Origin of the sequence: Buchnera aphidicola (Phyllaphis fagi) (genome assembly GCF_964058955.1) — a bacterium.
Lineage (GTDB): Bacteria > Pseudomonadota > Gammaproteobacteria > Enterobacterales > Enterobacteriaceae > Buchnera_L > Buchnera_L aphidicola_AI.
This window is the reverse complement of record NZ_OZ060370.1, coordinates 161,353-188,132: the sequence shown is the minus strand read 5'-3', so window position 1 is coordinate 188,132 and position 26,780 is coordinate 161,353. Positions and strand designations below refer to the sequence as shown.

Genomic DNA, 26,780 nt, shown 5'->3' with positions numbered 1-26,780 from the left:
AAATGAATATTAAATTCATTATACTATATTATATTAAATAATCAATATTAAATTACAATATATTTAAAAATATATTTTCTTTATCAATATAACTGAAATATTTAAAATATATTATCAAATACATAAAACTATACATATGCCAAAATAATGCATATAAATTCTTTAATATTATCTAAAATGATTATTCCATATTTAAAATATAAAATACAGATAAGATAATAATTTTCAATCAAAATATCATTGATATATTTTAAATAATATATAATTATCAAATTACAAAAAATATTAATATCACACGAGTTTATCTACAAGAAATATCAAACGATTGTTATAATTAATTGATTTTCAAATATGATAAAAACATATAATAAATATTTTAAATATACTATTATTAGTAATATTATCAATAAAGTGATATATACTCTAAAAAAAATATATTACTTATATTTATTCAATGACAATTAATAATTTAAAATACTGATTATATATCAAAATAAAGATATGTAAAAATATTAATCTCTAATTCAATTTTTAAAAAAATTAAAATTTAAACATATAAAATATATCACATTCTTGTTAATATATCTAAAACATATTCATTTATCTATATAATATACTATCAATTATAAAACTATATAAAATAATTAATATAATAATTATAGATCACAAAAAATATACATTATTACATATTACTTAAAAAATATAAATAATAAAATTTTATATTCATATACAAATACATATCACATCAAATATTAAAAATAAAAAATTTAACAAATAAAAACACAGTTATATTATAATTTATTTAAATAAACTTGTAATAAAAGTAAAAATTGGAATAATATAAAACACTACATTTTACATTCTACTATTAATTTCATATATTTAACATACTGATGCCAATTTTAAAAATATATGATCAATCATTTCTTTACTAACATTTATACACATAATATTTAAACAAAATTTATCATACTTAAAAAATTAAAATATATAAAAAACTGTAATTTACAAATGTATATTAACAATAATATTACTAACAACTAATTTCCTATCAAAAATTAATAAAATTTATTTTATTAATAAAAAATATTATATTTATTTAAAATAATAAAAATAAGCATCATTAAATACTCAATTTATCGCAAGATATAATAAATAGTTACATCATTAATTAAAATAATATATTATCTTATATACATATACAAAATTCAATACAATATATTTATACTATAATTTAATTACTTTAAAGACATATACATCAAATTTTTTTTAAAATTAAAAATCACATCATACTAAAAATCTAATCTTATCATGTATCTAAATATTACAAATCTAAGAAACTATTTTATAAATTCTAATAAAATACTTATATTTTATGTTTATATTGATTTTATTATTATTCATTTATTTAGTTATTTATAAAAATAAAATTCATAATTTACTTAAATTGACTATATTCAGTAGAATAATAAAAATTAAAATATTCAATTATCAATATTAAAGTATATATAAAATACATACACTAATTTAGAAAATACACTTTAAGTTTTAGTAAATAATCAGACTACATATTATATTATTTCATATTCTCATCATGAAAATATAAAATATAAAATTACATACTTAACTCATTTTTAATTTTCAATACATTATATATTTCTAATAAAATAATCTATATAAAAATCATATTTGTAAAATATTTAACATACAATATTAAATTACTTAGTTATAATAATCAAATATTATCATATGAATTAATTCTAATTAATTACAAATTATATGCGCACAAGTAAATATTTATTATATACAATTAAAGAAATACCGCATCATTCTCATACAATTAGCCATCAATTGATGTTAAGATCAGGTTTAATACGAAAATTAGCATCCGGACTATATATCTGGCTACCTAATGGACTACGTGTTATCAAAAATATAAAAAAAATTATACGTTATGAAATGGAAAAATGTCAAGCAGTTGAAATGTACTTACCAACTATGCAACCAGATAATTTATGGCATAAAAGCAATCGTATTAATCAATACGGTAAAGAATTAATAAAAATATATGATAGAAATAATAATTGTTTTATATTAAGTCCGACAAATGAAGAAATAATGACTAATTTTATCAAAAAAGAAATAAAATCTTACAAACAATTACCTATTATATTATATCAAATACAAACTAAATTTCGAGATGAAATCCGACCACGTTCTGGTATTATTAGATCTCGCGAATTTATTATGAAAGATGCATATTCTTTTCATTATGATCAACAGTCTTTAAAAAAAACATATATGAAAATACACCAAGCATATATGATAATATTTAAAAAAATGAATTTAAAATTCTATTCAGTACAAGCAGATTCTGGTATTATGGGAGGTGAATATTCTCATGAATTCCAAGCTCTATCTAAAAATGGAGAGGATAAAATTGTTATTTCAAATACATCTGTAAAAAAATATATTAATACAAAAACAAACAATATTAATAATAATACTATAAAACATTGTATAGAAATAGGACATACTTTTCAAATTGGTAAAAAATATTCTCAAATATTGAATGCAAAATTTCAAGATATACAAGGAAAAAAAAAATTTATACACCTTGGATGTTATGGAATAGGAATTACTCGATTAATAGCAGCAATTATAGAACAACATCATGACAGTAAAGGTATTATTTGGCCAGATCATATTGCGCCCTTCCAAGTTCTCATTATACCTATTAATTTTCATATATGTTATAAAATTCAAAAAATATCAGAAACATTATATAATCAATTTAAAAAGAGTAATATAAAAGTACTTTTAGATGATCGTAATGAAAGAATAGGAATAAAATTTTCAGACGCTAATTTAATTGGAATTCCAAATATTATTATTATTAACAAAAATACTATAAATTTTCATACCGTAGAATATCAAAAAAGAGCAATAATTAATAAAAAAATTATTATACATATTAATGACATTATAAAATATATTATCAACAATATAATACAATAAAATTACTTAAATACTAAGTGTACATTCTTACTTCCTAATAAATATTTAAATTTATTAATTAAACTGTCACTTATAGTAACATTCGATGTCTGATTAATAATAGAATAAGACTTCATATTTATTTTTTTATAGTACATTAAAATTGGTATTTCACCAATATTACATTGGTTTATAATTAATCTAATATCATTAAGTATTTTTTTATTGTGTGTATTTTCTACAATGATTAAAACTATTTTTTTTACATATTTATTTCTAGCTTGATTTAAATCTAACAAAGAATAAGCAATCAATTTAAATTTTTTATTAATATTATTAAATAAAATACAACCAGTAATAATTAATATATTACCTTTTTTTAAAAAATATTTATATTTATTTAATAAATTATTAAAAATTATAACTTCAATTTGACTATTTCCATCAATAAACTCTAAAAAAACTACTTTATTATTTGTTTTTGTAAATTTTGATCGCATCTCATTAATAATACCAAATATTTTTACAATTTTATTTTTTTGATCACAATTAATATGTTTTATCATAAATCCATTAGTATAATTTAATAATTCATCAATATATTCATTAACCGGATTAGTAATAAAATAAAATCCTAATGCATCTTTTTCTAAATCTGCTTGAATTTTATTTGACCAATATGGAAAATTTATAACATTATTTATATATTTTATATTTTCTATTTTTTTAAAATCATATAAAAGGGGTTTAAATAACACAAGTTGATTAATATGTTTTGAATTTAAATATTGATTAGATAATTTTATAGCTTTTGGAATTAAATTTATTAATTCAAATCTTGAAATATTAAAAGAATCTAAAGAACCTGAAAAAATTAACTTTTCTAAAATTCGTTTGTTTATTTTTTTATGATCTACATTAATACATAAATCAAACAAACTAGAAAATTTTTTTATTTTTTTTCTAGCGCCCATAATAGACTCTACTACTAATCTACCAATGCCTTTAATTGCACCTAATCCATAAATAATTTCATTTTTAGAATTAACTTTAAAAAAATAATCACTATAATTAATGTTTGGAGAAAGAATGGTTAATTTCATTCTTAAACATTCTTGGATAGATATTTTAATTTTATCAGTATTATCAATATCTGCATTCATAACAGCCGACATAAATTCAGAAGGATAATTAGACTTTATCCACAAAGTCTGATATGAAATCAATGCATAAGCCGCTGAATGTGATTTATTAAAACCATATCCCGCAAATTTTTCAAGTAAATCAAATATTTTTTCTGATAGTTCTTTTGATATGCCTTTTTTATAAGCAGACAACTGAAAATAAACACGTTGATGAGACATTTCTTTGTATTTTTTTTTAGACATAGCTCGTAATAAAATATCTGAATATGATAAAGTATAACCAGATAATACTTGAGCAATTTGCATAACTTGTTCTTGATACAATATAATCCCATATGTTGATTCTAAAATAGGTTTTAAAGATTTATGTTGCCATTTAATATCAGGATAAGCGATTAATTCTTTCCCTTGTTTTCTATTAATAAAATTATCTACCATTCCTGATTGTAATGGACCTGGTCTGAATAAAGCAATTAAAGAAATAATATCTTCAAAACAATCTGGTTGTAATTTTAAAATTAAATCTTTCATACCATATGATTCAAGTTGAAAGACTGCAGTAGTTTTTGCATTCTTTAATAATTTAAAACTTTTTGTATCATTTAACGGTATTTCATTTAAATTAATTTTTTTTTGTTGATTTTGATTTAAAGATTTATTAATCATTTTTAATGCTGAATCAATAATGGTTAATGTTCTTAAACCAAGAAAATCAAATTTTAATAATCCTACATAATCAATATCATCTTTATCAAATTGAGTAATAAATATATTATGATTATCATACTGTAAAGGAGTAAAATTAATTAATTTTTTAGGAGCAATCACAATTCCTCCAGCATGTTTACCAATATTCTTAACTACTCCTTCTAATTGTTTTGATATATTAATTAATTTTTTTACTTCAATATCTTGATTATATAATTGTATTAATTCAAATTTATTAGATAAAGCTTTTTCTAACGTTATACCTATATCTGACGGAATTAATTGAGAAATTTTATTAACAAAACCATACGGATATCCTAATGATCTACCAACATCTCGAATTACAGATTTTGCAGACATTGTTCCAAAAGTTATAATTTGTGCAACATTATTATTTCCATAAAATTTTGAAACATGATCAATAACTAAATCACGCTTTTCCATACAAAAATCAATATCAAAATCTGGCATAGATATTCTATCTGGGTTTAAAAAACGTTCAAATAATAAATCAAATGATAAAGGATCTAATTCAGTAATATTTAAAGAATATGCTACTAACGATCCTGCTCCTGATCCTCTTCCAGGACCAACAGGTATATTATTATTTTTTGCCCATTGTACAAATTCCATAACAACTAAAAAATATCCAGGAAATTTCATTTTATTAATAATTTCTAATTCGTAAAATAATCTATTCTGATATTTTTTATAAATAAATCTTTTATTTTTTTCATTGAAAGATAATCTTTTAAGTCTATTTTTTAAACCTTGAACGCTTTTAAAAATTAAAAAATTTTTTACATTTTTGGAACCAGTAGGAAAAATAGGAAGAAAATATTTACCAGTTTTAACAATAACATTACATCGTTTTGCAATAATTACACTATTTTCTAATGCTTCCGGGATATCTGAAAATAAAGAACACATTTCTTCTTCACTTTTCATAAATTGTTCTGCACTATAGTGAGAATAAAATTTTTCTGAATTTAAAGGTATTCCCTTATAAATTGACACTCGAATTTTGTGTGCATAAAAATCATTTTTATTTATAAAACATACATCATTCGTAGCTACAATAGGAAAATTTTCATATTTTGATAACTGAATAGCATATTTTATATATTCCTCTTCATATTCACGATTTGTTCGTGTCACTTCAAGATAATAAGATTTTGGAAAATGTGTATGATAAAAATCTACAAAGTTTTTAATTACTTGATTATTATTTTTAACTAAATGTTTACCAAAATCTCCATGATAACCACCAGATAAAATGATCAAACCATCTTTATATTTTATTAACCAACTTTGATGTATCACAATATCATTTTTAGAATAAATAAATTTATATTTTTTTTCATAAGCTTTAGATATTAATAAAATTAAATTATGATAACCAGTATTATTTAAAGCTAAAATATTAATTTTACTTAACTTATTATTAAGAAAATCTGATTTTAATTTAAATTTTACTCCAAAAATTGGTTTAATACCCATTTTATAACAACATCTATAAAATTTTATAGCACCATACAAATTACCATAATCAACTATACCTAAAGCAGGCATATTTAACTTATATGATCTATGAATTAATTCTCTTGGTTTAGATAAACCGCTTGTAATAGAATAATCACTTCGAACACATAAATGAATAAACTTTGGATCCATATTTTTATATTCCAAAACTAATTAAATGAAATAATACTATTTAATACTTTAAAAATATAAAAAATATAATTATTAAGTATTATGATATACAAATATGTAATGTTTTAAGAATATATGATGTATTTATTAACTAAATATTTATAAAAATTCGATATATTATATATCAAATAAAAAATATTAAATCAATAATTATAAAATATTTCATACTACTATTAGTAATATATTTGTATACATCATAATACTTATCCTATTGTAAATTCTTAAATAACACATCAATACCAATATCTATAAAGTATTAATATAAATTTTGATTTTGATAATATTAAACATACATTTTAATGCATAACCTCATTAATCTACTATTTACAAAAATATATTTTATTAAACAACAAAAAAAATTAACATATTATATTACCAAGACCGACTAATATTAAATTGAAACGGTTCTAGTAAATCTTGTGCATTATATAATATTGGATAAGCATAAGAAAACACTAATAAACCAATAGGAGAAATCCATTCAATAGATATACCAGTAGAAATACGTAAATCATTTGGATGATTATAATTTTTCATACCTAAACTAAATGTTCTTATAGTATTTTTCCAATTTGTATCCCAAACATTTCCAATATCTAAAAATAAAGAATGACGAAATAAATCTGAATATTTTTTATTTAAAAGAATATTTGGCATAACTAAATTAACATTACTAAAAAAACAAATATTACCACCTAAAAAATTATTAGATTTATATAAATCAGGTTTTAATTTTAATAAAGATACATTTTTTTTATCTTGATAAAAATCAATATATTTTGGACCAATACTATTCATCATAAACCCACGAACACTATTATATCCACCACAATAAAAATTTTCATAAAATGGAAAATTTAAATGATTAAAATTATATCCATAACTTAAATTACATCGCGTATATAATATAAAATTTTTCTTCTTATTTAAAGGGAAATATTGTTCAGTATAAATAATTTCTTTATTTAAATTATTATATATTTCAGGAACAGATATTGTAGTAGTGAAAGATAATTTATTTCCTGATTTTGGAAAATTTTTATAATTATCTATATTACTATATAAGTAAGAAATAAAAAAATTGATATCATTAAAGATATGATTATTAGACATAAAACTATTTACATGATTTTCAAGTATTTTAAAATGGTTAAAATCATATAAATCAGAATCAATATTAAAAAAAATATTTTTAATATATTCTATACCAAATTTTATATTTTGTTTTTTCGAAATAATAACATCCAAACTACCTTGATATCCATAATTTATATTTTTATATTTTAAAAATCCCGATTTGATATTTTGATAAAATATACGATTATTAAAATTAATATCATGATTTAAAAAATATGGCCAAAAAAAAGAAATACTACTGCAAGATTGATGATTATCATAAAAAAAATGTATTTTTGATTGTATATTTAAAGTTATCCAATAATTATAATTTAATTGTAAATTTGTATTGAATCCATTAAATTTCCCATATTTTATATTTAAATCTAAAGAATTTATATTTTTTTCTTTTACTAACATGTATACAATATCTACTTGATTTAATATTTTTTTAGATTGATGCACATGAATAGAAACACTTTTAACACATCCTATTTTTTTTAATTTTTCTCTCTCTTGATTAATACGTTTTAAATTAAAACACAATCCTTCTAATTTTTTTATATCATTATAATACGGTATCAAGTTTCCAATAGACGTATCTACAATTAATTTAGCTGTTCTAATAAAAAATTGATTACCTAAAACAATATTAAAATGTAATGAAACAGTATTATTTAATTCATTCGGTTTCAGTTTAAAAAATATTTTAGATTCAGCATATCCAAAATTTAAAAGTGTATTTTTTATAAGTAATTTAATTGTTAATATTTCTTTTAAATTAAATAATTCTCCAACACGTAATAAAGATAATTGATCTTTTAAAATTGTTGAATAATTTAAAATATCTCCGTTAATTTGAATTTGAGATATGGTAAACGCTTTTCCTTCAGAAATTTTTATATCTATGAAAGTACTTTTCTCATCTACACAACATCGTATTGTATTACTATAAATAGTAAAATTAATATATCCTCTTTCATAATAAAAATTTTTTAATTTTTTTAAAATTTCAGAATTATATTTTTTTTCTTGAAATATCCAATCAACATCATTAGGATTAATATTAAATAAAGAGATTAATTGTTCTTGAGAAAAAGCTTTATTTCCAATAATACGAATATTATTTGAACGCTTAAATAACCCTTCTGATATCATAATATGCAACATCACACTATTATGATTTTTATTGATATTCATTTCTACTTTAGTATCATATATTCCTATCATATAATACATAAATTGTATTTTATCTTGTAAACTATATAATGCTTCTAAACTACATATATGATGATCTTGAATACCAATTAATTCCAATTGAGAGATAATAATAGATTTTTTTAATATCTTATTACCTGAAATCACAATATTGGAAATTATTGGTTTTTTACAAACTTTTAAATTTATAACATTATTTATATTAAATATTGCTGCTTTATTAGATATGATTTTTTTATTCAATGTTCTAAAAATATTATTATCGATATGTTTTTTAAAAGTTGTATTATTAGCATTAGTATCATGCAATAAGTTATATAATTCTACATATTGTATACTTTTAAAATAAGTATTCAATGGATAAAAATTAAATGTACTAGAGCAAGAGAAAAAAAATAATAATATTAATTTTGTTATAAAAATTTTCACAATTATCATCTCATATAAAATTCAATATTTAAATTATTATGCATGAAAAATTTAAAAAATTTATAAATTTTAATATTAATCAATAAATATGTATAAAACATTATATTTTTATAAATAGAATATTTCATTAATTTAACCAATATATTTAATTTTAGAAAATATTTAATTAATTCATATAAATAAATAATATACAACACCGTTCGATAATATTTAAAATATATTATCAGACGGTAAATAAAAATTTAATTACACTTTCATAATTTCATACTCTTTATCTAATAACATATCATTAATTTTCTTAATATAACAATCTGTTAATATTTGAATTTCATTATTCATACAACGCTCTAAATCTTTATTAATTATTTTATCTTTTATATTTTTTTTTAATACATCATTAGCATTACGACGAATATTACGAATAGAAATACGAGTCTCCTCAGCTTTTTTCCGAATAATTTTAAATATTGCTTTTCTTTTCTCTTCTGTTAAAGGCGGAATAATAATTCGAATATCATTTCCTCTAACAATAGGATTTAATTCTAAATGAGATAAAGAAATAGCCTTTTCAATCATTTTAGTAACAACATGATCAAAAATACTTAATTTTAAGGTATGCGAATTTTCAACAATAATATTTGATAACTCTTGTATTGGTGTTTTACGCCCATAATATTCTACAAAAATTCCATCTAATAAAGAAACTGATACTCTACCTGTCTTTATTTTACTAATTTGATTTTTAAAAACTTCAATACATGTACTCATCTGAATATCTATATCTTTTTTAAAATTATCCATCATACTATATAGCCCAGTGTCAAAATATAACATTTATATTTTATATTAAAAATTCATTATTACAATATAAATAAAATAAACAATCTCTAGATTATATTAACTATACATAAATATAATAAAAATTTACAATTTATTAAAATTACTAAATGATTATATTAATCTTTTACACTATTTCTCCTAATTCAAATCTTATAAATTTTACAATTTCTATATTATTTTCAAATAAAAAATCTTTTACCTTTTTATTAGGATCCATAATAAAATTTTGATCAAGTAAAGTGATATTATTAATAAATTTTTTTATTTTACCATTAACTATTTTTTGAGATATTAATTCAGATTTTCCAGAATTCTTTACAATATCTAACTGTATTTTTTTTTCATTTTCTATTATTAATTGAGGAATATCAGAACTATGTAAAAAATCTGGTTTACTAGCAGCAATATGCATAGCAATTTGTTTAATCATCATTATATCTTTGGAAGTTTTAGCACTAACTAATACACCAATTCGATATCCATGCATATATGATACAACTATTTGACCTTCTAAAATATGTAATCTACGAATAATAATATTTTCATTAAATTTAGACACTAAAAGAATTCTTTTTTCTTCAAAAATATCTTTTAATAATTTCAAATCTTTAATATTTTGAGTACATGAATACATTAATATTTCTTGAGCAAAATTAATAAATTCATCATGTTTTGCAACAAAATCAGTTTCACAATTTAATTCTATTAAATATCCAACATGACCGTTAATTTTCGATAATACCACACCAAGAATAGCAGAATTAAAACTTTTTTTTTCCGCTGTAAGACTACCCATTTTACGTAAATAAATAATTGCTTTTTCAATATTTCCTGAAGAATTAATTAATGCTTGTTTACAATCCATAATACCACTACCTGTTTTGAATCGAAGTTGTTTAACAAGATCAGAAGTAATATTTACCATAATATACCTTTCCATATTATTTTACATAATTATAATAATAAAAATATCATATTATAATATTAATTTTTTTTTATTATAAATGATCTGAAAACATTTCATTACCATGATTTGTAATAAAAGTAACAATAGTATTTAAATATAAATTTACCGATCTAATTGCATCATCATTTCCTGGAATAATGAAATCAATTCCATCAGGGCTAGAGTTTGTATCTACTACAGAAAATACAGGAATACCTAAATTATTTGCTTCTTTTATAGCAATACGCTCATGTTCAGCATCGATAACAAAAATAGCATCTGGTAATCCTCCCATATTTTTAATACCCCCTAAACTACTTTCTAATTTTAATAATTCTCGTGATCTTACTAATCCTTCTTTCTTAGTTAACTTATCTAATATTCCATCTTGAATTTGTTGTTCTAAATCCTTTAATCGTCTAATTGATTGTCTGACAGTTTTCCAGTTAGTTAACATACCCCCTAACCAACGCTGATTAACATAAAACTGATTGGAATCTATAGCTGTTTGTTTAATTGCATAACTAGCTGATTTTTTTGTACCTACAAACAATATCTTTCCTTGAGATAAATGAATTCTTTTTAATTCTAATAATGCTGCATTAAACAAAGGAAGAGTTTTTTCTAAATTTATAATATGTACCTTATTACGAGAACCAAAAATAAAAGGTTTCATTTTTGGATTCCAATGACGTGTTTGATGTCCAAAATGTACACCCGCTTTTATCATATCTCTCATAGAAATTATTTTCAAAATATATACCTCTAAATGTTCAAATGTTAAAAATCAATAATACTATTTTATTTTTATAATTTAAAAATTTTAATATTTTATTAAACTAAATATATAATAATTTAAAATAAAAACGATTCATATTATCTTAAAAATAATACTTGAATGTAATAAAATATATATTATGTTATAAATAATTTAAATATATAAATAAATAAAATAATTTTAAAATAAATATTTCAATATAATAAATATAAAATTTTATACAATAAAACTATTAATTTAAAATGAATATTTCTATAAAAACTAAAAAAGAAATTGAAAAAATGAGAATATCTGGACATCTAGCAGCTAAAGTATTAGATATGATTAAACCTTATATTATTCCTAATATTACTACGTTAGAATTAAATAATATCTGCCATAATTATATTACAAATACACAAAAAGCTACTTCTGGATGTTTAGGGTATCATGGATTTCCAAAATCTGTATGTATATCTATTAATGAAATAGTATGCCATGGAATTCCTAATAGTTATGAAAAATTGAAAATAGGTGATATTGTAAATATTGATATAACTATAATCAAAAATAAATATTATGCTGATACTTCCAAAATGTTTATTGTAGGTCATCATATTAATAAACAAACAAAAAAATTATGTCATGTAGCAAAAAAAAGTCTTTATTCAACATTTAAAATTATTAAACCAGGAATTAAAATAAATCTAATTGGAGAAACAATACAAAAATATATTAATACAACAACCTACTCAATTGTTGAAGAATATTGCGGACATGGAATTGGTAAAAACTTTCATGAAAAACCATACATTATACATTATAAAAATTATGATAAAACAATCATTCTTAAAGAAGGTATGACATTTACTATAGAACCCATTATTAATGCTGGTAAAAAACATGTATTTTGTATGAAAGACGGTTGGACTGTAAAAACAAAAGATAATAGTTTATCTGCTCAGTATGAACATACTATTTTAGTAACAAACAATGGATGTGAAATTCTAACATTAAGAAAAACAGAAAAAATAAATAAAATATATCAAAATACTTAAAAATAAAGAGTAATATTATGGAAAAACTAAAAAAAACTATAAATGAAATTTTTAAATCTAAAGATCAAATAAATTATAAAAATGTAAACTGGTCTGATTTTAATGTTATTAATCAAACAATTAATTTAATTGATAGTGGCATACTACAAGTTTCAGAAAAAATATCTGGAAAATGGATCACTCATCAATGGTTGAAAAAAGCTATTTTATTATATTTCTGTATTAAAAAAAACCAAATTACTAAAGGAATAAAAAATACTTTTTACGACAAAATTGATTTAAAATATGAACACGCTACAGATTCTGAATTAAAAAGAAATAATATTCGTATTGTACCACCAACAACAGTAAGAAAAGGAGTATTTATTGGGAAAAATACTATATTAATGCCGTCTTTTATAAATATAGGCGCATATATTGATGATGGAACAATGATAGATACATGGTCTACTGTAGGATCTTGTGCTCGAATAGGGAAAAATGTACATCTTTCTGGTGGTGTAGGAATAGGAGGAGTATTAGAACCCATACAAAACAATCCAACTATTATTGAAGATAATTGTTTTATTGGAGCTAGATCTGAAATAGTAGAAGGAGTAATTGTGGAAAAAGGATCTGTTATTTCTATGGGAGTATATATTGGACAAAGTACAAAAATATATAATCGAGAAACACAAACAATTACTTATGGTAGAATACCAGCTGGATCGGTTGTTGTACCTGGAACTCTACCATCAAAAGACAAAAAATATAGTTTATATTGTGCTATTATTGTTAAAAAAGTTAATAATGCAACATTAAAAAAAGTTGAAATTAATCAATTATTAAGAAATATTAACTAAATTTATATTCATTATTCAGATCCGATCATATATTAACGGATCTGAAATATTATAGTATAATCTTTATAATAATCCTAATTTACTATTAATTAATAAAATAATATTTTTTAATTTTATATAAAATGATAAAATCCTCTAATATAATAACTTGTAATTAAAAATTTATTTCAATTAATAACTAATTTACTATACATTAAAATTATTATGTTATTTTAAAAATATAAAATCAATAAAATAATATTAATTGAATACACTATTAAATCAGATACTCATTTGTTTTAATACATCCATTAATACAATTAATATAATTAATATAATTAATCATATGTAAAAATAAATATACTGTAATAAATTTAAAATACTAATAAAAATAAAATGCAATATTTATATTCTAAAGAATATAATATATTATGCAATATATGTCATTTAATAAATTTAAAATCATATGAATTATTTAGAAATATAATAAAAACACAATATAATTTAATATGTTAAATATTAAATATACTTATGATAGTACAATGTGAGGAGAAAGAATGGAAATATTATCAGGCGCTGAAATGGTAATTCGTTCGTTAATTGATCAAGGAATAGAATATATATTTGGTTATCCTGGTGGCGCTGTTTTAGATATATATGACGTTTTAAAAAAAAATTCTTCAATAAAACATATACTGGTAAGACATGAACAAAGTGCTACTCATATGGCAGATGGATATGCAAGATGTACAGGAAAAATAGGAGTAGTATTAGTTACTTCTGGTCCAGGAGCAACTAATGCTATTACAGGTATTGCAACTGCCTACATGGATTCTATTCCAATAGTAGTTATTTCTGGACAAGTTGATTCATCTTTAATTGGATACGATGCATTTCAAGAATGTGATATGTTAGGTATTTCAAGACCTATAGTAAAACACAGTTTTTTAGTCAAAAATCTTGAAGATATTCCAGTAATTTTTAAAAAATCTTTTTGGTTAGCTTCTACAGGACGACCTGGACCTATTGTAATTGATTTACCAAAAGATCTTTTAAATCCATTAAATAAAAAACCATATTTTTGGCCAAAATCCATTAATATACGATCATATAATCCAATAACCAAAGGCCATTCAGGACAATTAAAAAAAATATTAGAAACATTATTACATGCTAAAAAACCAATTATTTATGTTGGAGGTGGAATAATTACTTCCAATAGTTCTTTAGAACTTAAAAAATTAGCAGAAATTTTAAATATTCCAGTAACTACTTCCTTAATGGGATTAGGTGCTTTCCCTGGTCAACATCCCCAAAACCTCCATATGATTGGTATGCATGGAACATATGAAGCAAATATGGCTATGCATGATTCTGATGTGATTTTTGCGATTGGAGTAAGATTTGATGATAGAACTACTAATAACGTTGAAAAATATTGTCCTAATTCAAAAATATTACACATAGATATTGATCCTACATCAATATCAAAAACTATTACTGCAAATATACCTATTGTTGGAGATGCAAAACAAATTTTACAAGATTTATTAAAATTAATTAATCATAATAATATATTAATTGATCAAAATCGTTTAAAAAAATGGTGGGAATGTATTACACAATGGAGAAAAAAAAATAGTTTACAATATAATAAAAACAGTCAAAAAATTAAACCACAATCTGTAATCGAGATATTATGGAAATTAACTCAAGGTCAAGCGTATATAACATCTGATGTTGGACAACACCAAATGTTTACAGCACTATATTACACATTTAATAAACCTAGACGTTGGATTAATTCTGGAGGTTTAGGTACTATGGGATTTGGATTGCCAGCAGCATTAGGAGTAAAATTAGCTTTACCTAAAGAAACAGTAGTTTGTGTTACTGGAGATGGTAGTATTCAAATGAATATACAAGAATTATCAACTGCTATGCAATATAAATTACCTATTTTAATATTAAATCTTAATAACAGATCATTAGGAATGGTAAAACAATGGCAAGATATTATTTATTCAGGTAGACATTCTCATTCCTATATGAAGTCATTACCAAATTTTGTTAAATTATCAGAATCATATGGTCATATTGGTATCGCTATTTCTAAAAAACATGAGCTAAAAAGAAAGTTAAAAATAGCATTAGAACAGTTACAACATGGCCATTTAGTATTTGTAGATGTATATGTTGATCATTCCGAACATGTATATCCTATGCAAATACGAGGAGGCGGGATGAATGAAATGCGATTTAAAAAATAAAGGAAATGAATATGAGAAGAATATTATCAATACTTTTAGAAAATGAACCAGGTTCTTTATCTCGAGTAGTCGGATTATTTTCACAAAGAGGTTATAACATAGAAAGCATTACTGTTGCTCCCACAGAAGATATTACTTTATCTAAAGTTATTATACAAACAATAGGTGATAAAAAAACAATTGAACAAATTGAAAAACAATTACATAAATTAATAGATGTACTTAAAGTTGTAGAAATTATTAAAGAAAAATCTATACAATGTGAAATTATCTTAGTAAAAATCCATAGTACTGGATATGCAAGAGAAGAAGTAAATCGAATAATTAAAATATTTAAAGGGAAAATCATTCATGTTACATTAACATCATATATCATTCAAATTTCAGGTCCAAAAAAAAAAATGAATGCTTTTATTAAAATTATTAAAGATATTACTGAAATTATCGAAATTGTAAGATCTGGAATCATTGGAATAAACCGAGAATAATAAATATTAATATACATATTAATTATAATTATATGATTACTAAATTATGAAAAATCAAAAACATATTACAGTTTTATTAGATGAATCTATAAAATCTTTAAATATTAAAAAAAATGGAATATATATTGATGGTACTTTTGGATATGGAGGACATTCTTTAAAAATTTTAGAACATCTAGGATCAACAGGAAAATTATATGCTTTTGATCGAGACCCATATTCTATAGATATTGGAAATAAAATACCTGATCCTAGATTTCATATTATACATGATAGATTTTCAAATATAAAAATGCATTTAAAAAAATTAGATATATACAAAAAAATTGATGGAATTTTATTAGATTTAGGATTATCATCAATGCAACTATTAAATCCAAATAGAGGATTTTCATTTCGTTTAAATGGTCCTCTAGATATGCGTATGAATCCATTACAAGGAATATCGGCACAGCAATGGATTAACAAAAGTGATAAAAATACTATTTCAAATATATTAAAAACATTTGGAGAAGAAAAATTTTCAAAAATAATTGCATCAGAAATTGTAAAAAAACGAAAAATTAAACCTATTGTTACAACAATAGAATTATCTAAAATAATTGAAAATATTGTTCCATATAATAAATTTAAACATCCATCAAAACGTAGTTTTCAAGCAATTCGTATATTTCTTAATGAAGAACTATATGAAATTCAAAAATTTCTTAAAAAAATATTAAATCTTTTAAATTCTCATGGCCGCATATCAATTATTAGTTTTCATTCTATAGAAGATAGAATTATAAAACAATTTATGATAAAAAATAGTAAAAATCCTGTTATACCTCAAAATTTACCTATTACTGAAGAAAAAATAAATCAATTAAATATAAAAAAAATAAAATATGTCAAGAGAATTTTCCCTAGTCAACAAGAAATTAAAAATAATCCTCGATCAAGAAGTGCAATTTTAAGAACAGCTGAATTAATATAGTAATAATATAAAAATTATCATATAATTCAAAATATAAATATTAAAATTTTTAAATATACATTTTCAAATACTTATATAATTATAAATACTTTATTTACTAATATTATAAAATATAATCATATATAGGTAGGTAAATATGATAATTAAAGATAAAGATAAACCATTAATCACAGGATTAGAAATTGGTACTACTAATATTACTATTTTAATAGGAGAAATTTTAATTGATGGAATGATTAATATTATTGGTATTGGACATTGTCCTTCTAAAGGAATAAATAAAGGTAATATCAATGATTTAGAATCTTTAATTCTATGTATAAAAAAAGCTATGCACGAAGCAGAAATAATGGCAAAATATCATATTACAAATATATATTTAGCATTATCTGACAAATATGTAAGTTATAAAAACGAAATTGGCATAGTTCCTATTGTAACTAATGAAGTTACAAAAAAAGATATTAAATATGCTATACACACAGCTAAATCAGTCAAACTAAAATATGAACATAAAATCCTACATACTATTCCTCAAGAATATTCTATTGATGAAGAAATAGGCATTAAAAACCCAATAGGATTATCCGGTATTCGAATGATTGCAAAAGTACATCTCATTATATACCGAAATTATTTCCCAAAAAATTTAATAAAAGCCATTAAAAAATGCAATTTAAAACCAGAAAAAGTAATTTTTTCTGGATTAGCTTCTAGTAAAGCAGTATTAACATCAGAAGAACGTCATTCTGGTGTATGTATAATCGATATAGGTGGTGGCAATATGGATATCATAATATATATTAATGGATACATCCAACATAGTGAAGTAATTCCATATGCAGGAAATTCAGTAACCAATGATATAGCATATGCATTTAATACCTCTTTTAAAACAGCAGAAAAAATAAAAATTAAACATGGTAGTGTTAAAATGTTGCCTTTATATACACCCGAACTTATTGACATATGTAATATTAATGATAATCATAATAAAAAAATACAAAAAAAAAAATTAATAGAAGTTATACAATCTCGATATTTCGAATTATTAAATATAGTAAATAAGATTCTGATAAAAATACAAAAAAAATTATACTACTCAGGAAAATCTTATGTTTTAGAATCTGGAATAGTTATTACAGGTGGAAGTTCTCAAATAAAATCCTTAAAATCATTTGCAGAAAAAATTTTTAATATGCAAGTACGTATTGGAATTCCAATTAATACCCAATCATGTAATAAAGATATTATAAATCCACAATATGCTACTATAATAGGCTTATTACATTACGGGAAAAATACATATCTTCATAACAAAAACAAAATTAATCAAAATAATTACTTTAAAAAATTCTTACAATATGTTACACAATTATTTAAAAAAAATAAAATTTATTAATATAAATATTTAAAACAATAAAAATATTAAAATGAGGATATATTATGTTTGAATCGATTGAATTAAGTAATGATGCAATCATAAAAGTAATAGGTGTCGGAGGTGGTGGAGGCAACGCCGTTGAACATATGGTTAAAGAAAAAATAGAAGGTGTTGAATTTTTTGCAATTAACACTGATGCTCAAGCACTAAGAAAAATTGAAGTTGAAAATACGATACAAATTGGAAATAATATAACAAAAGGGTTAGGAGCAGGATCAAATCCAGAAATCGGTAAACATGCTGCAGAAGAAGACCGAGAATCAATTAAAAAAGCTTTAGAAAGAGCTGATATGGTGTTTATAGCAGCTGGAATGGGTGGAGGTACTGGAACAGGAGCTGCACCTGTAGTAGCTGCTATTGCAAAAGAAATGGGAATTTTAACAGTAGCAGTAATAACTAAACCATTTATTTTTGAAGGAAAAAAAAGAACAGTTTTTTCTGATCAAGGAATTTTAGAATTATCAAAATATGTTGATTCATTAATTATTATTCCCAATGATAAATTATTAAAAGTTCTTAATCGAGGTATATCTTTATTAGACGCTTTTGGTGCTGCAAATAATGTATTAAGAGGTGCTGTTCAAGGTATTGCTGAACTAATTACAAGACCAGGATTAATGAATGTAGATTTTGCTGATGTAAGAACAGTAATGTCTGAAATGGGTTATGCTATGATGGGTACAGGATTATCTTCAGGAGATAATAGAGCTGAAGAAGCAGCAGAAATAGCTATTTCCAGTCCATTATTAGAAGATATTGATTTATCTGGAGCTCGAGGTGTATTAGTAAACATTACAGCAGGAATTGATTTAAAATTAGACGAATTTGAAATTGTAGGAAATACTGTGAGATCTTTTTCTTCAGATAATGCTACAGTAGTAATTGGAACATCATTAGATCCTGAAATGAATGATGCTTTAAGAGTCACTGTTGTTGCCACTGGAATTGGTATAGAAAATCAATCAAATACTATTATATCTAATAATACATCTACCAAAAAAGATAAAACATCAGATTATCGTTATCAAAATTTTAACACATATTTTAGAAGACCTAATATCAAAAAAATAGATAAAAAAACAATAGAAACCAATATAAAAAATAATAAAACAAATCATTATTTAGATATTCCTTCTTTTTTAAGAAAGAAATAAACATAATGTATTTTAAAATAAAAATATTAATAAAAATATAATTAGTAACTATTTTATTAATATTAAAATATTCATTTTCTTATTACAATATAAATATTATATTACAAGAGAATATATGATTAATACATCTAAATTCAAATTACAGTTTACTTCATCTGCATTACATAGAATAAATATATTATTAAAAAAAAAAAAAAATATAAATTCAAAATTTCGAATTTATATTATCGGTGGAGGATGTAGCGGATTTCAGTATAAATTTAAAATTGATAAAAATATTAATGTTCATGATATAATAATCAGAAATCAATTTACAATATTAATTGATCCAATCAGTTTTCAATATGTTATAGGAGGAAAAATTGATTATCAAGAAACATTAGAAGGATCAAAATTCATAGTATCTAACCCTAATGCAACAAGTACCTGTGGTTGCGGCGCATCTTTTAGTATATAAAAATCAAATAATTATAAAAATTATTCAATATAATCTATCATATTAATATAAATATGTTAAATATAAGATAAAATAATAATTTGAATAATATAAAGTAATACTTTAAACACATAAATAATTTATATAATAAAACCCATTATACTATTAATTGAAATGTAATAATATTTTATAAAGAATTATTTGAAATTTAAATGACAAATAATTCTTTATTAAATCATTATAAAATTTAAATATTTTTATTAATACGTTTTAAATTTATTAAATCAGTAATACTACCCTGAAAAATTTGAGCAGATAATCCTATTGATTCATATAAAGTAGGATGAGCATGTATCGTCAAAGATATATCTTCTACATCACACCCCATTTCAATAGCAAGAGTAATTTCTGATATTAATTCTCCAGCATGTCTACCGATAATCACCCCACCAATAATTCTATTATTATCTTTATTAATAATTAATTTTGTCATTCCATTTGAACAATTAGAAACAATAGCTCTACCAGATGCTTTCCAAGGAAATACAGAAACTTCGTAATTAATATGTTGTTTTATAGCTTCATTTTCATTCATTCCCACCCAAGCTATTTCAGGATCAGTATATGCCACGGAAGGAATCACCATAGGATCAAAATAATGATTATAACCAGCTATAACTTCTGATGCAATATGACCTTGATGCATTCCTTTATGTGCTAACATTGGTTGACCAACAATATCACCAATAGCATAAATATTAGGAATGTTAGTACGTAATTGATTATCTATATCAATGAAATTTTTTTGATCTACTTTAATTCCCACTTTGTTAATATCTAATAAATCTATATTAGGTGTACGACCAATTGCAATTAAAATAGCATTATAAAAATTCTTTTTAATTTGAGATTTATTGTTAAGAGTTACTAACACACCATCATCCTTTAAAAAGATATCAGAAATTTCAGTTTCCAAAAAAATATTAAAATCTTTTTTAATAGATCGATTAAATATTTTTATAACATCTCCATCTAAAAATGGCAATAGTTGACTACATCGATCAATAACATCTACTTGAGAACCAAAAGCACTATAAAAAGTAGCCATTTCTAATCCAATAATACCTGATCCAACAATTAATAAACGATCAGGTATACTATGTAAAGATAATGCTTCATTTGAATTCCATATATGTAAACTGTTAGGAATATTGGAAAGTGTAATCGGTTTAGATCCAGTAGCAAGAATAACATTGTCAAAATGAATATGAATATTTTCTTGATCATTAGATACTAAAATGGTTTTTTCATCTAAAAAACAACCAGTTCCTTGTAAAAGAGTAATATTTCTTTGTTTTACCATATGATGTAATCCAGAAGATAAATTAGAAATAATATTCTCTTTATGTAATTTAATCATACTAATATCAATTTTAGGTTTATCAAATATAATACCCTGTTTAGATATTTCTTCAGTTTCTCTTATCACCTTAGCAAAATGAAGTAATAATTTAGATGGAATACATCCAACATTTAAGCATACACCACCTAATGAATTATATTTTTCGACTAAAACTGTATTTAATCCTAAATCTGAACTTCGAAAAGCCGCTGAATATCCTGCAGGACCAGATCCAAGAACTAAAACTTGAGTGTGGATATCTCGAGTCATTTCGTTATCCTTAATAAAAAATAAGATAAAGCTAAATAATATCTTAAAAATTTTTAATATATCGTAAAAATATATTATTTAACTATTGAATAATAAATATTATGTATTATATTACTAATAAATATAAAATAAAATATACATATCAAATTAATAATAATTTAATATCAGATAATATGTGACAAATAAACGTAATAAATCTTACACCATCTGCACCATCAATAATACGATGATCATAAGATAAAGATAATGGTAACATTAACTTAGGTATAAATTTTATACCATTCCAAATTGGTTTATATGAAGCTCGAGAAATACCTAAAATCGCTGATTCAGGATGATTAATAATAGGAGTAAAAAATTGTCCACCAATACCACCTAAACTAGATACTGTAAAACATCCACCTTGACAATCAAGTATAGTTAATTTCTTATCTCGAGCCTTGTGTGATTGATGTAATACATCATACGAAATCTGTGATATACTTTTATCTTTTATATTTTTAATAACAGGAACTACCAATCCATATAGTGTATCTACCGCCACACCAATATTAATGTATTTTTTTAAAAAAATTGTTTTATTATCTAAAGACATTGAACTATTAAAATAAGGAAATTTTTCTAATCCCTTAGAAATAGCTTTTATAATAAAAGATAATAATGTCAACTTATTATTTTTAAAATCCGGCATAGTATTACATTTTTTACGAAATTCTTCAAGATCAGTAATATCTACTTCATCAAACTGAGTAACATGTGGAACAGTACTCCAACTATTCAATAAAGCACGACCAGAAATTCTTTTAACCTTATTTAATTGAATTGCTTCAACTTCTCCAAATAATTCAAAATTTAATGGTGTAATATTATGAGTATCACTCTTATTAGTATATACATCATTCAATTTACTATTAATACATAAATTATAATTTTCGATATCTTGTTTTAAAATTCTATTTTTTCTTCCACTTCCTGATATTTTTGATAAATCAATATTAGATAATCGTGCTAAACGTCGAATGAACGGCGTAGCATATATATCATTTTTTTGTTTACTTAATATATTATGATGAATATTTTTATTATGTATTACATCATTATTTATTTTTTTTTCGTCAAATTGTATTTTACTATTTTCGATATCAATTAACATAATTACAGAATTAGTTTTTATAATATCAAGAACTTTTACTCGAATCTCTGTAATAATTCCAGTATAAGGAGACGGAATTTCCATAGAAGCTTTTTCTCCCTCTACTATAATTAAACTTTGTTCTTTTAATACATAATCGTTTACTTGAACTAAAATTTCTATTACCTCAACTTCATCTATTCCAATATCAGGTATTTTAATTTCATTATTTTCCACTACATTAACCTCTTATAATAATCGTGGATTATTTTTATCTACGTCAATATTAAATTTTAATATCGCATCTAATACTACTTGTTTGTCTACAATATTACATTTCGATAATTCCGTTAACGCAGCAATAACAATATAAAATGCATCTACTTCAAAAAAATGTCGTAATTTTTCTCGACTATCCGAACGTCCAAAACCATCTGTACCTAACACCTTATATGTAATAGCAGGGACGTAATTTCTTACTTGTTCAGCAAATAGTTTCATATAATCCGTAGCAGCAATAGCTGGGAAAGTATTCATAATCTTTGTGATATAAGGTATTTTTAATTTTTGTTTAGGATGTAACATATTCCAACGTTCACAATCTTGACCATTTCTTGCTAATTCTGTAAAAGATGTAACACTATAAACATCAGATCCAATAAAATAATCATTTAATAATATTTCCGATGCTTCTCGAATACTTCTTAAAATGGAACCTGATCCCATTAATTGTACTTTTCCTTTTCTACCTTCACATGATATTAATTTATAAATACCTTTTGTAATACCTTTTTCTACACCTGTAGGCATAGCAGGCATATAATATTTTTCATTAATAGTGGTAATGTAATAATATATATTTTCTTGAGTATCACCATACATTCTACATAATCCATCTTGTATAATAACAGCCATTTCATAAGCATATGAAGGATCATAAGATATACAATTTGGTATTGTAAGAGATTGAATATGACTATGTCCATCTTCATGTTGTAACCCTTCACCATTTAATGTTGTTCGTCCCGAAGTTGCTCCAATTAAAAAACCTCGAGCTTGCTGATCTCCTGCCGCCCAACATAAATCACCAATTCTTTGAAAACCAAAAATAGAATAATAAATATAAAAAGGAATCATGGGAAAATTATTGTTACTATAAGATGTCGCTGCAGCTAACCAAGATGAAGCAGCACCTAATTCACTAATTCCTTCTTGTAATATTTGACCATGTTTATCTTCTTTATAATATAATAACTGATCTTTATCTTGAGGAATATATTTTTGTCCATTAAAGTTATAAATCCCAATTTTTCGAAATAATCCTTCCATTCCAAATGTTCTAGCTTCATCAGCAATAATTGGAACAATTCTATCTTTAATAGAATTACATTTTAGTAAAATGTTTAATATACGAACAAAAACCATAGTAGTAGAAATTTTTTTATTTTGTGCTACCATAATAGATTTAAAATCATTTAAATTAGGTAATATTAAACTCTCTGTAAATCTAGATAGCCTATAAGGAAGATACCCACCTAGTTTTTTCCTTTGATTATGAATATAATTATATTCTGGAGAATTTTTTACAAAGGTAATATAGGGGAGTTTAGAAATTTCTTCTTTTTGAATAGGTAGATGAAAACGATTACACATATATTTTAAACTATTCAAATCCATTTTTTTAATTTGATGAGCAATATTTTTCCCTTCTGCTATATTACCCATTCCATATCCTTTAATAGTATGTATTAAAAGAACTACTGGTTTATCCTTCGATAACTTAGCTTTTTCAAAAGCTGAAAAAATTTTTTTAGGATCATGTCCTCCTCTATTTAATTTCCAAATTTCTTCATCAGTCATATCTTTAACTAAATTGAGAGTTTCAGGATATTTACCAAAAAAATATTTTCTAATATATGCACCATTTTTTGATCTAAAATTTTGATAATCTCCATCTAATGTTTCATTCATTAGTTGAATTAATTTACCATTTTTATCTTTTTTTAATAAATTATCCCATCGGTTACCCCAAATAACCTTAATCACTTCCCATCCAGCACCATAAAATAAACTTTCTAATTCATTAATAATTTTACCATTTCCTATTACAGGACCATCTAATCTTTGTAAATTGCAATTAATTACATAAATTAAATTATTTAACTTTTCTCTCGATGCTACAGTAATAGCACCTTTCGATTCCGGCTCATCCATTTCACCATCACCTAAAAATGCATAAACTGTACGAGAATATGTTTTTTTTAAACCTCGATTTTCAAGGTATTTTAAAAATTTAGCCTGATAAATAGCATTAATTGGGCTTAAACCCATTGAAACAGTTGGAAATTGCCAAAAATTAGGCATTAATTTCGGGTGAGGGTAAGATGATAAACCTTGACCATCAATTTCTTGTCTAAAATTATTGATTTGTTTTTCACTAAATCTTCCTTCTAAAAATGCACGAGAATAAATTCCAGGAGCAATATGACCTTGAAAATAAATTAAATCTCCATTTTCATTATTTTTAGATGCTTTAAAAAAATGATTAAAACACACCTCATAAATTGTTGCTGCAGATTGAAAAGAAGATAAATGTCCCCCTAAATCTAAATTTTTATTCGATGCACGTAAAACCATAATAATTGCATTCCATCGAACTGCTGAACAAATATTTTTTTCAATCACTAAATTTCCTGGATAATATGACTCGTTTTTTATAGAAATTGTATTAATATAATTTTGAATTAATTTTGTTTTTTTAACATATATACCATAATTTTCTACTTGTTCAAAAATACGTTGGATAATAAATTCTGCTCGATCTATACCATCACGATCAATCACTGATTTAATAGAATCTATCCATTCAATTGTTTCAATAGGGTCAATATCGCGACAAGAACGATTTAACATTCTTGAAATTCCTTAATAAAAACTTAGTTTAACATTGATTAAATAATATTAATAATAACATTAAATAACACTCTTTGAAATATCTTAATCAATATATATAATTTTATATTAAAATATTTAGTGTATTTTATTTAATATTCTCATTATCAATCATGTATCATTAAGTATCAAATATATTTAAAACATTATATAATGAATATTATTATTTAAAAATTAATTATATTTATTAATAATATAATCTTTAATACAATATATAACCTTCTTAATTATCAAAATATATTTACTAACTAATAAATAAAAATATTTTTAATTTATTTTATTTTTATTATTAAATAAATATAAATATAAATATTTTTAATATATTCATCAGTATTTTAATCAGTATGATGAATAATATTTACTTGTTATACATAAAAGTATAATATTAATTTATTTTTATACATATTAATATAAAATTGAAGTTTATATCATAAAACAAATAATATTATCTCAAAATATAAGAATCCAAAAATATTATTTTAGTATTTATAAAACTTACATATATTAT

General features: G+C 22.5%; 17 protein-coding genes. 9 read left to right on the top strand and 8 right to left on the bottom strand.

What is annotated here, in order from left to right:
* Positions 1 to 1,779 precede the first annotated feature (1,779 nt).
* Positions 1,780 to 3,018 (top strand): proline--tRNA ligase, encoded by a 1,239-nt coding sequence (proS, locus tag AB4W56_RS00800; protein ID WP_367675947.1) that lies wholly within the window; start codon positions 1,780 to 1,782, stop codon positions 3,016 to 3,018.
* 2 nt (positions 3,019 to 3,020) lie between these two features.
* On the opposite strand, the gene dnaE is transcribed toward proS, so the two are convergent.
* The 5 genes from dnaE to rpsB form a co-directional block, all read right to left on the bottom strand.
* The gene (gene dnaE, locus AB4W56_RS00795) at positions 3,021 to 6,524 is read right to left on the bottom strand and encodes a DNA polymerase III subunit alpha (RefSeq protein WP_367675946.1); all 3,504 of its coding nucleotides are present in this window, start codon (positions 6,522 to 6,524) and stop codon (positions 3,021 to 3,023) included.
* Between the two features lie 411 nt (positions 6,525 to 6,935).
* Positions 6,936 to 9,326 (bottom strand): outer membrane protein assembly factor BamA, encoded by a 2,391-nt coding sequence (gene bamA, locus AB4W56_RS00790; protein WP_367675945.1) that lies wholly within the window; start codon positions 9,324 to 9,326, stop codon positions 6,936 to 6,938.
* Between the two features lie 246 nt (positions 9,327 to 9,572).
* Positions 9,573 to 10,130, bottom strand: a complete 558-nt coding sequence (frr, locus tag AB4W56_RS00785; RefSeq protein WP_367675944.1) for a ribosome recycling factor — start codon at positions 10,128 to 10,130, stop codon at positions 9,573 to 9,575.
* 160 nt (positions 10,131 to 10,290) lie between these two features.
* Complete coding sequence (gene tsf / locus AB4W56_RS00780; protein ID WP_367675943.1) at positions 10,291 to 11,091, bottom strand: translation elongation factor Ts; 801 nt, start codon at positions 11,089 to 11,091, stop codon at positions 10,291 to 10,293.
* Positions 11,092 to 11,164: 73 nt separating this feature from the next.
* Positions 11,165 to 11,866, bottom strand: a complete 702-nt coding sequence (rpsB, locus tag AB4W56_RS00775; RefSeq protein ID WP_367675942.1) for a 30S ribosomal protein S2 — start codon at positions 11,864 to 11,866, stop codon at positions 11,165 to 11,167.
* 266 nt (positions 11,867 to 12,132) lie between these two features.
* Between rpsB and map the strand changes: the two genes are divergently transcribed.
* The 8 genes from map (at position 12,133) to erpA (ending at position 20,537) form a co-directional block, all read left to right on the top strand.
* Positions 12,133 to 12,927, top strand: coding sequence for a type I methionyl aminopeptidase (gene map, locus AB4W56_RS00770; protein WP_367675941.1), 795 nt, complete (start codon positions 12,133 to 12,135; stop codon positions 12,925 to 12,927).
* Positions 12,928 to 12,944: 17 nt separating this feature from the next.
* On the top strand, positions 12,945 to 13,769 hold the full coding sequence (dapD, locus tag AB4W56_RS00765) for a 2,3,4,5-tetrahydropyridine-2,6-dicarboxylate N-succinyltransferase (RefSeq protein WP_367675940.1): 825 nt from the start codon (positions 12,945 to 12,947) through the stop codon (positions 13,767 to 13,769).
* A gap of 536 nt (positions 13,770 to 14,305) precedes the next feature.
* Entirely contained in the window at positions 14,306 to 16,018 is a 1,713-nt protein-coding gene (locus tag AB4W56_RS00760) for an acetolactate synthase 3 large subunit (RefSeq protein WP_367675939.1), read from the top strand.
* 11 nt (positions 16,019 to 16,029) lie between these two features.
* The gene (ilvN, locus tag AB4W56_RS00755) at positions 16,030 to 16,506 is read left to right on the top strand and encodes an acetolactate synthase small subunit (RefSeq protein ID WP_367675938.1); all 477 of its coding nucleotides are present in this window, start codon (positions 16,030 to 16,032) and stop codon (positions 16,504 to 16,506) included.
* A gap of 43 nt (positions 16,507 to 16,549) precedes the next feature.
* Positions 16,550 to 17,482 carry a 16S rRNA (cytosine(1402)-N(4))-methyltransferase RsmH gene (gene rsmH / locus AB4W56_RS00750; RefSeq protein ID WP_367675973.1) on the top strand — a complete coding sequence of 311 codons (933 nt, stop codon included), beginning with the start codon at positions 16,550 to 16,552 and terminating at the stop codon, positions 17,480 to 17,482.
* A 136-nt stretch (positions 17,483 to 17,618) separates the two neighbouring features.
* Positions 17,619 to 18,884 carry a cell division protein FtsA gene (ftsA, locus tag AB4W56_RS00745; RefSeq protein WP_367675937.1) on the top strand — a complete coding sequence of 422 codons (1,266 nt, stop codon included), beginning with the start codon at positions 17,619 to 17,621 and terminating at the stop codon, positions 18,882 to 18,884.
* 44 nt (positions 18,885 to 18,928) lie between these two features.
* Positions 18,929 to 20,080: a cell division protein FtsZ gene (gene ftsZ / locus AB4W56_RS00740; RefSeq protein WP_367675936.1), complete on the top strand. Its 1,152-nt coding sequence runs from the start codon at positions 18,929 to 18,931 to the stop codon at positions 20,078 to 20,080.
* A gap of 115 nt (positions 20,081 to 20,195) precedes the next feature.
* Positions 20,196 to 20,537: an iron-sulfur cluster insertion protein ErpA gene (gene erpA, locus AB4W56_RS00735; RefSeq protein WP_367675935.1), complete on the top strand. Its 342-nt coding sequence runs from the start codon at positions 20,196 to 20,198 to the stop codon at positions 20,535 to 20,537.
* A 226-nt stretch (positions 20,538 to 20,763) separates the two neighbouring features.
* On the opposite strand, the gene lpdA is transcribed toward erpA, so the two are convergent.
* The 3 genes from lpdA to aceE all read right to left on the bottom strand — a co-directional run bounded on the left by lpdA (position 20,764) and on the right by aceE (position 26,233).
* Complete coding sequence (gene lpdA / locus AB4W56_RS00730) at positions 20,764 to 22,188, bottom strand: dihydrolipoyl dehydrogenase (protein WP_367675934.1); 1,425 nt, start codon at positions 22,186 to 22,188, stop codon at positions 20,764 to 20,766.
* 142 nt (positions 22,189 to 22,330) lie between these two features.
* Entirely contained in the window at positions 22,331 to 23,557 is a 1,227-nt protein-coding gene (locus AB4W56_RS00725) for a 2-oxo acid dehydrogenase subunit E2 (protein ID WP_367675933.1), read from the bottom strand.
* 12 nt (positions 23,558 to 23,569) lie between these two features.
* On the bottom strand, positions 23,570 to 26,233 hold the full coding sequence (aceE, locus tag AB4W56_RS00720) for a pyruvate dehydrogenase (acetyl-transferring), homodimeric type (RefSeq protein WP_367675932.1): 2,664 nt from the start codon (positions 26,231 to 26,233) through the stop codon (positions 23,570 to 23,572).
* Positions 26,234 to 26,780: the final 547 nt, after the last annotated feature.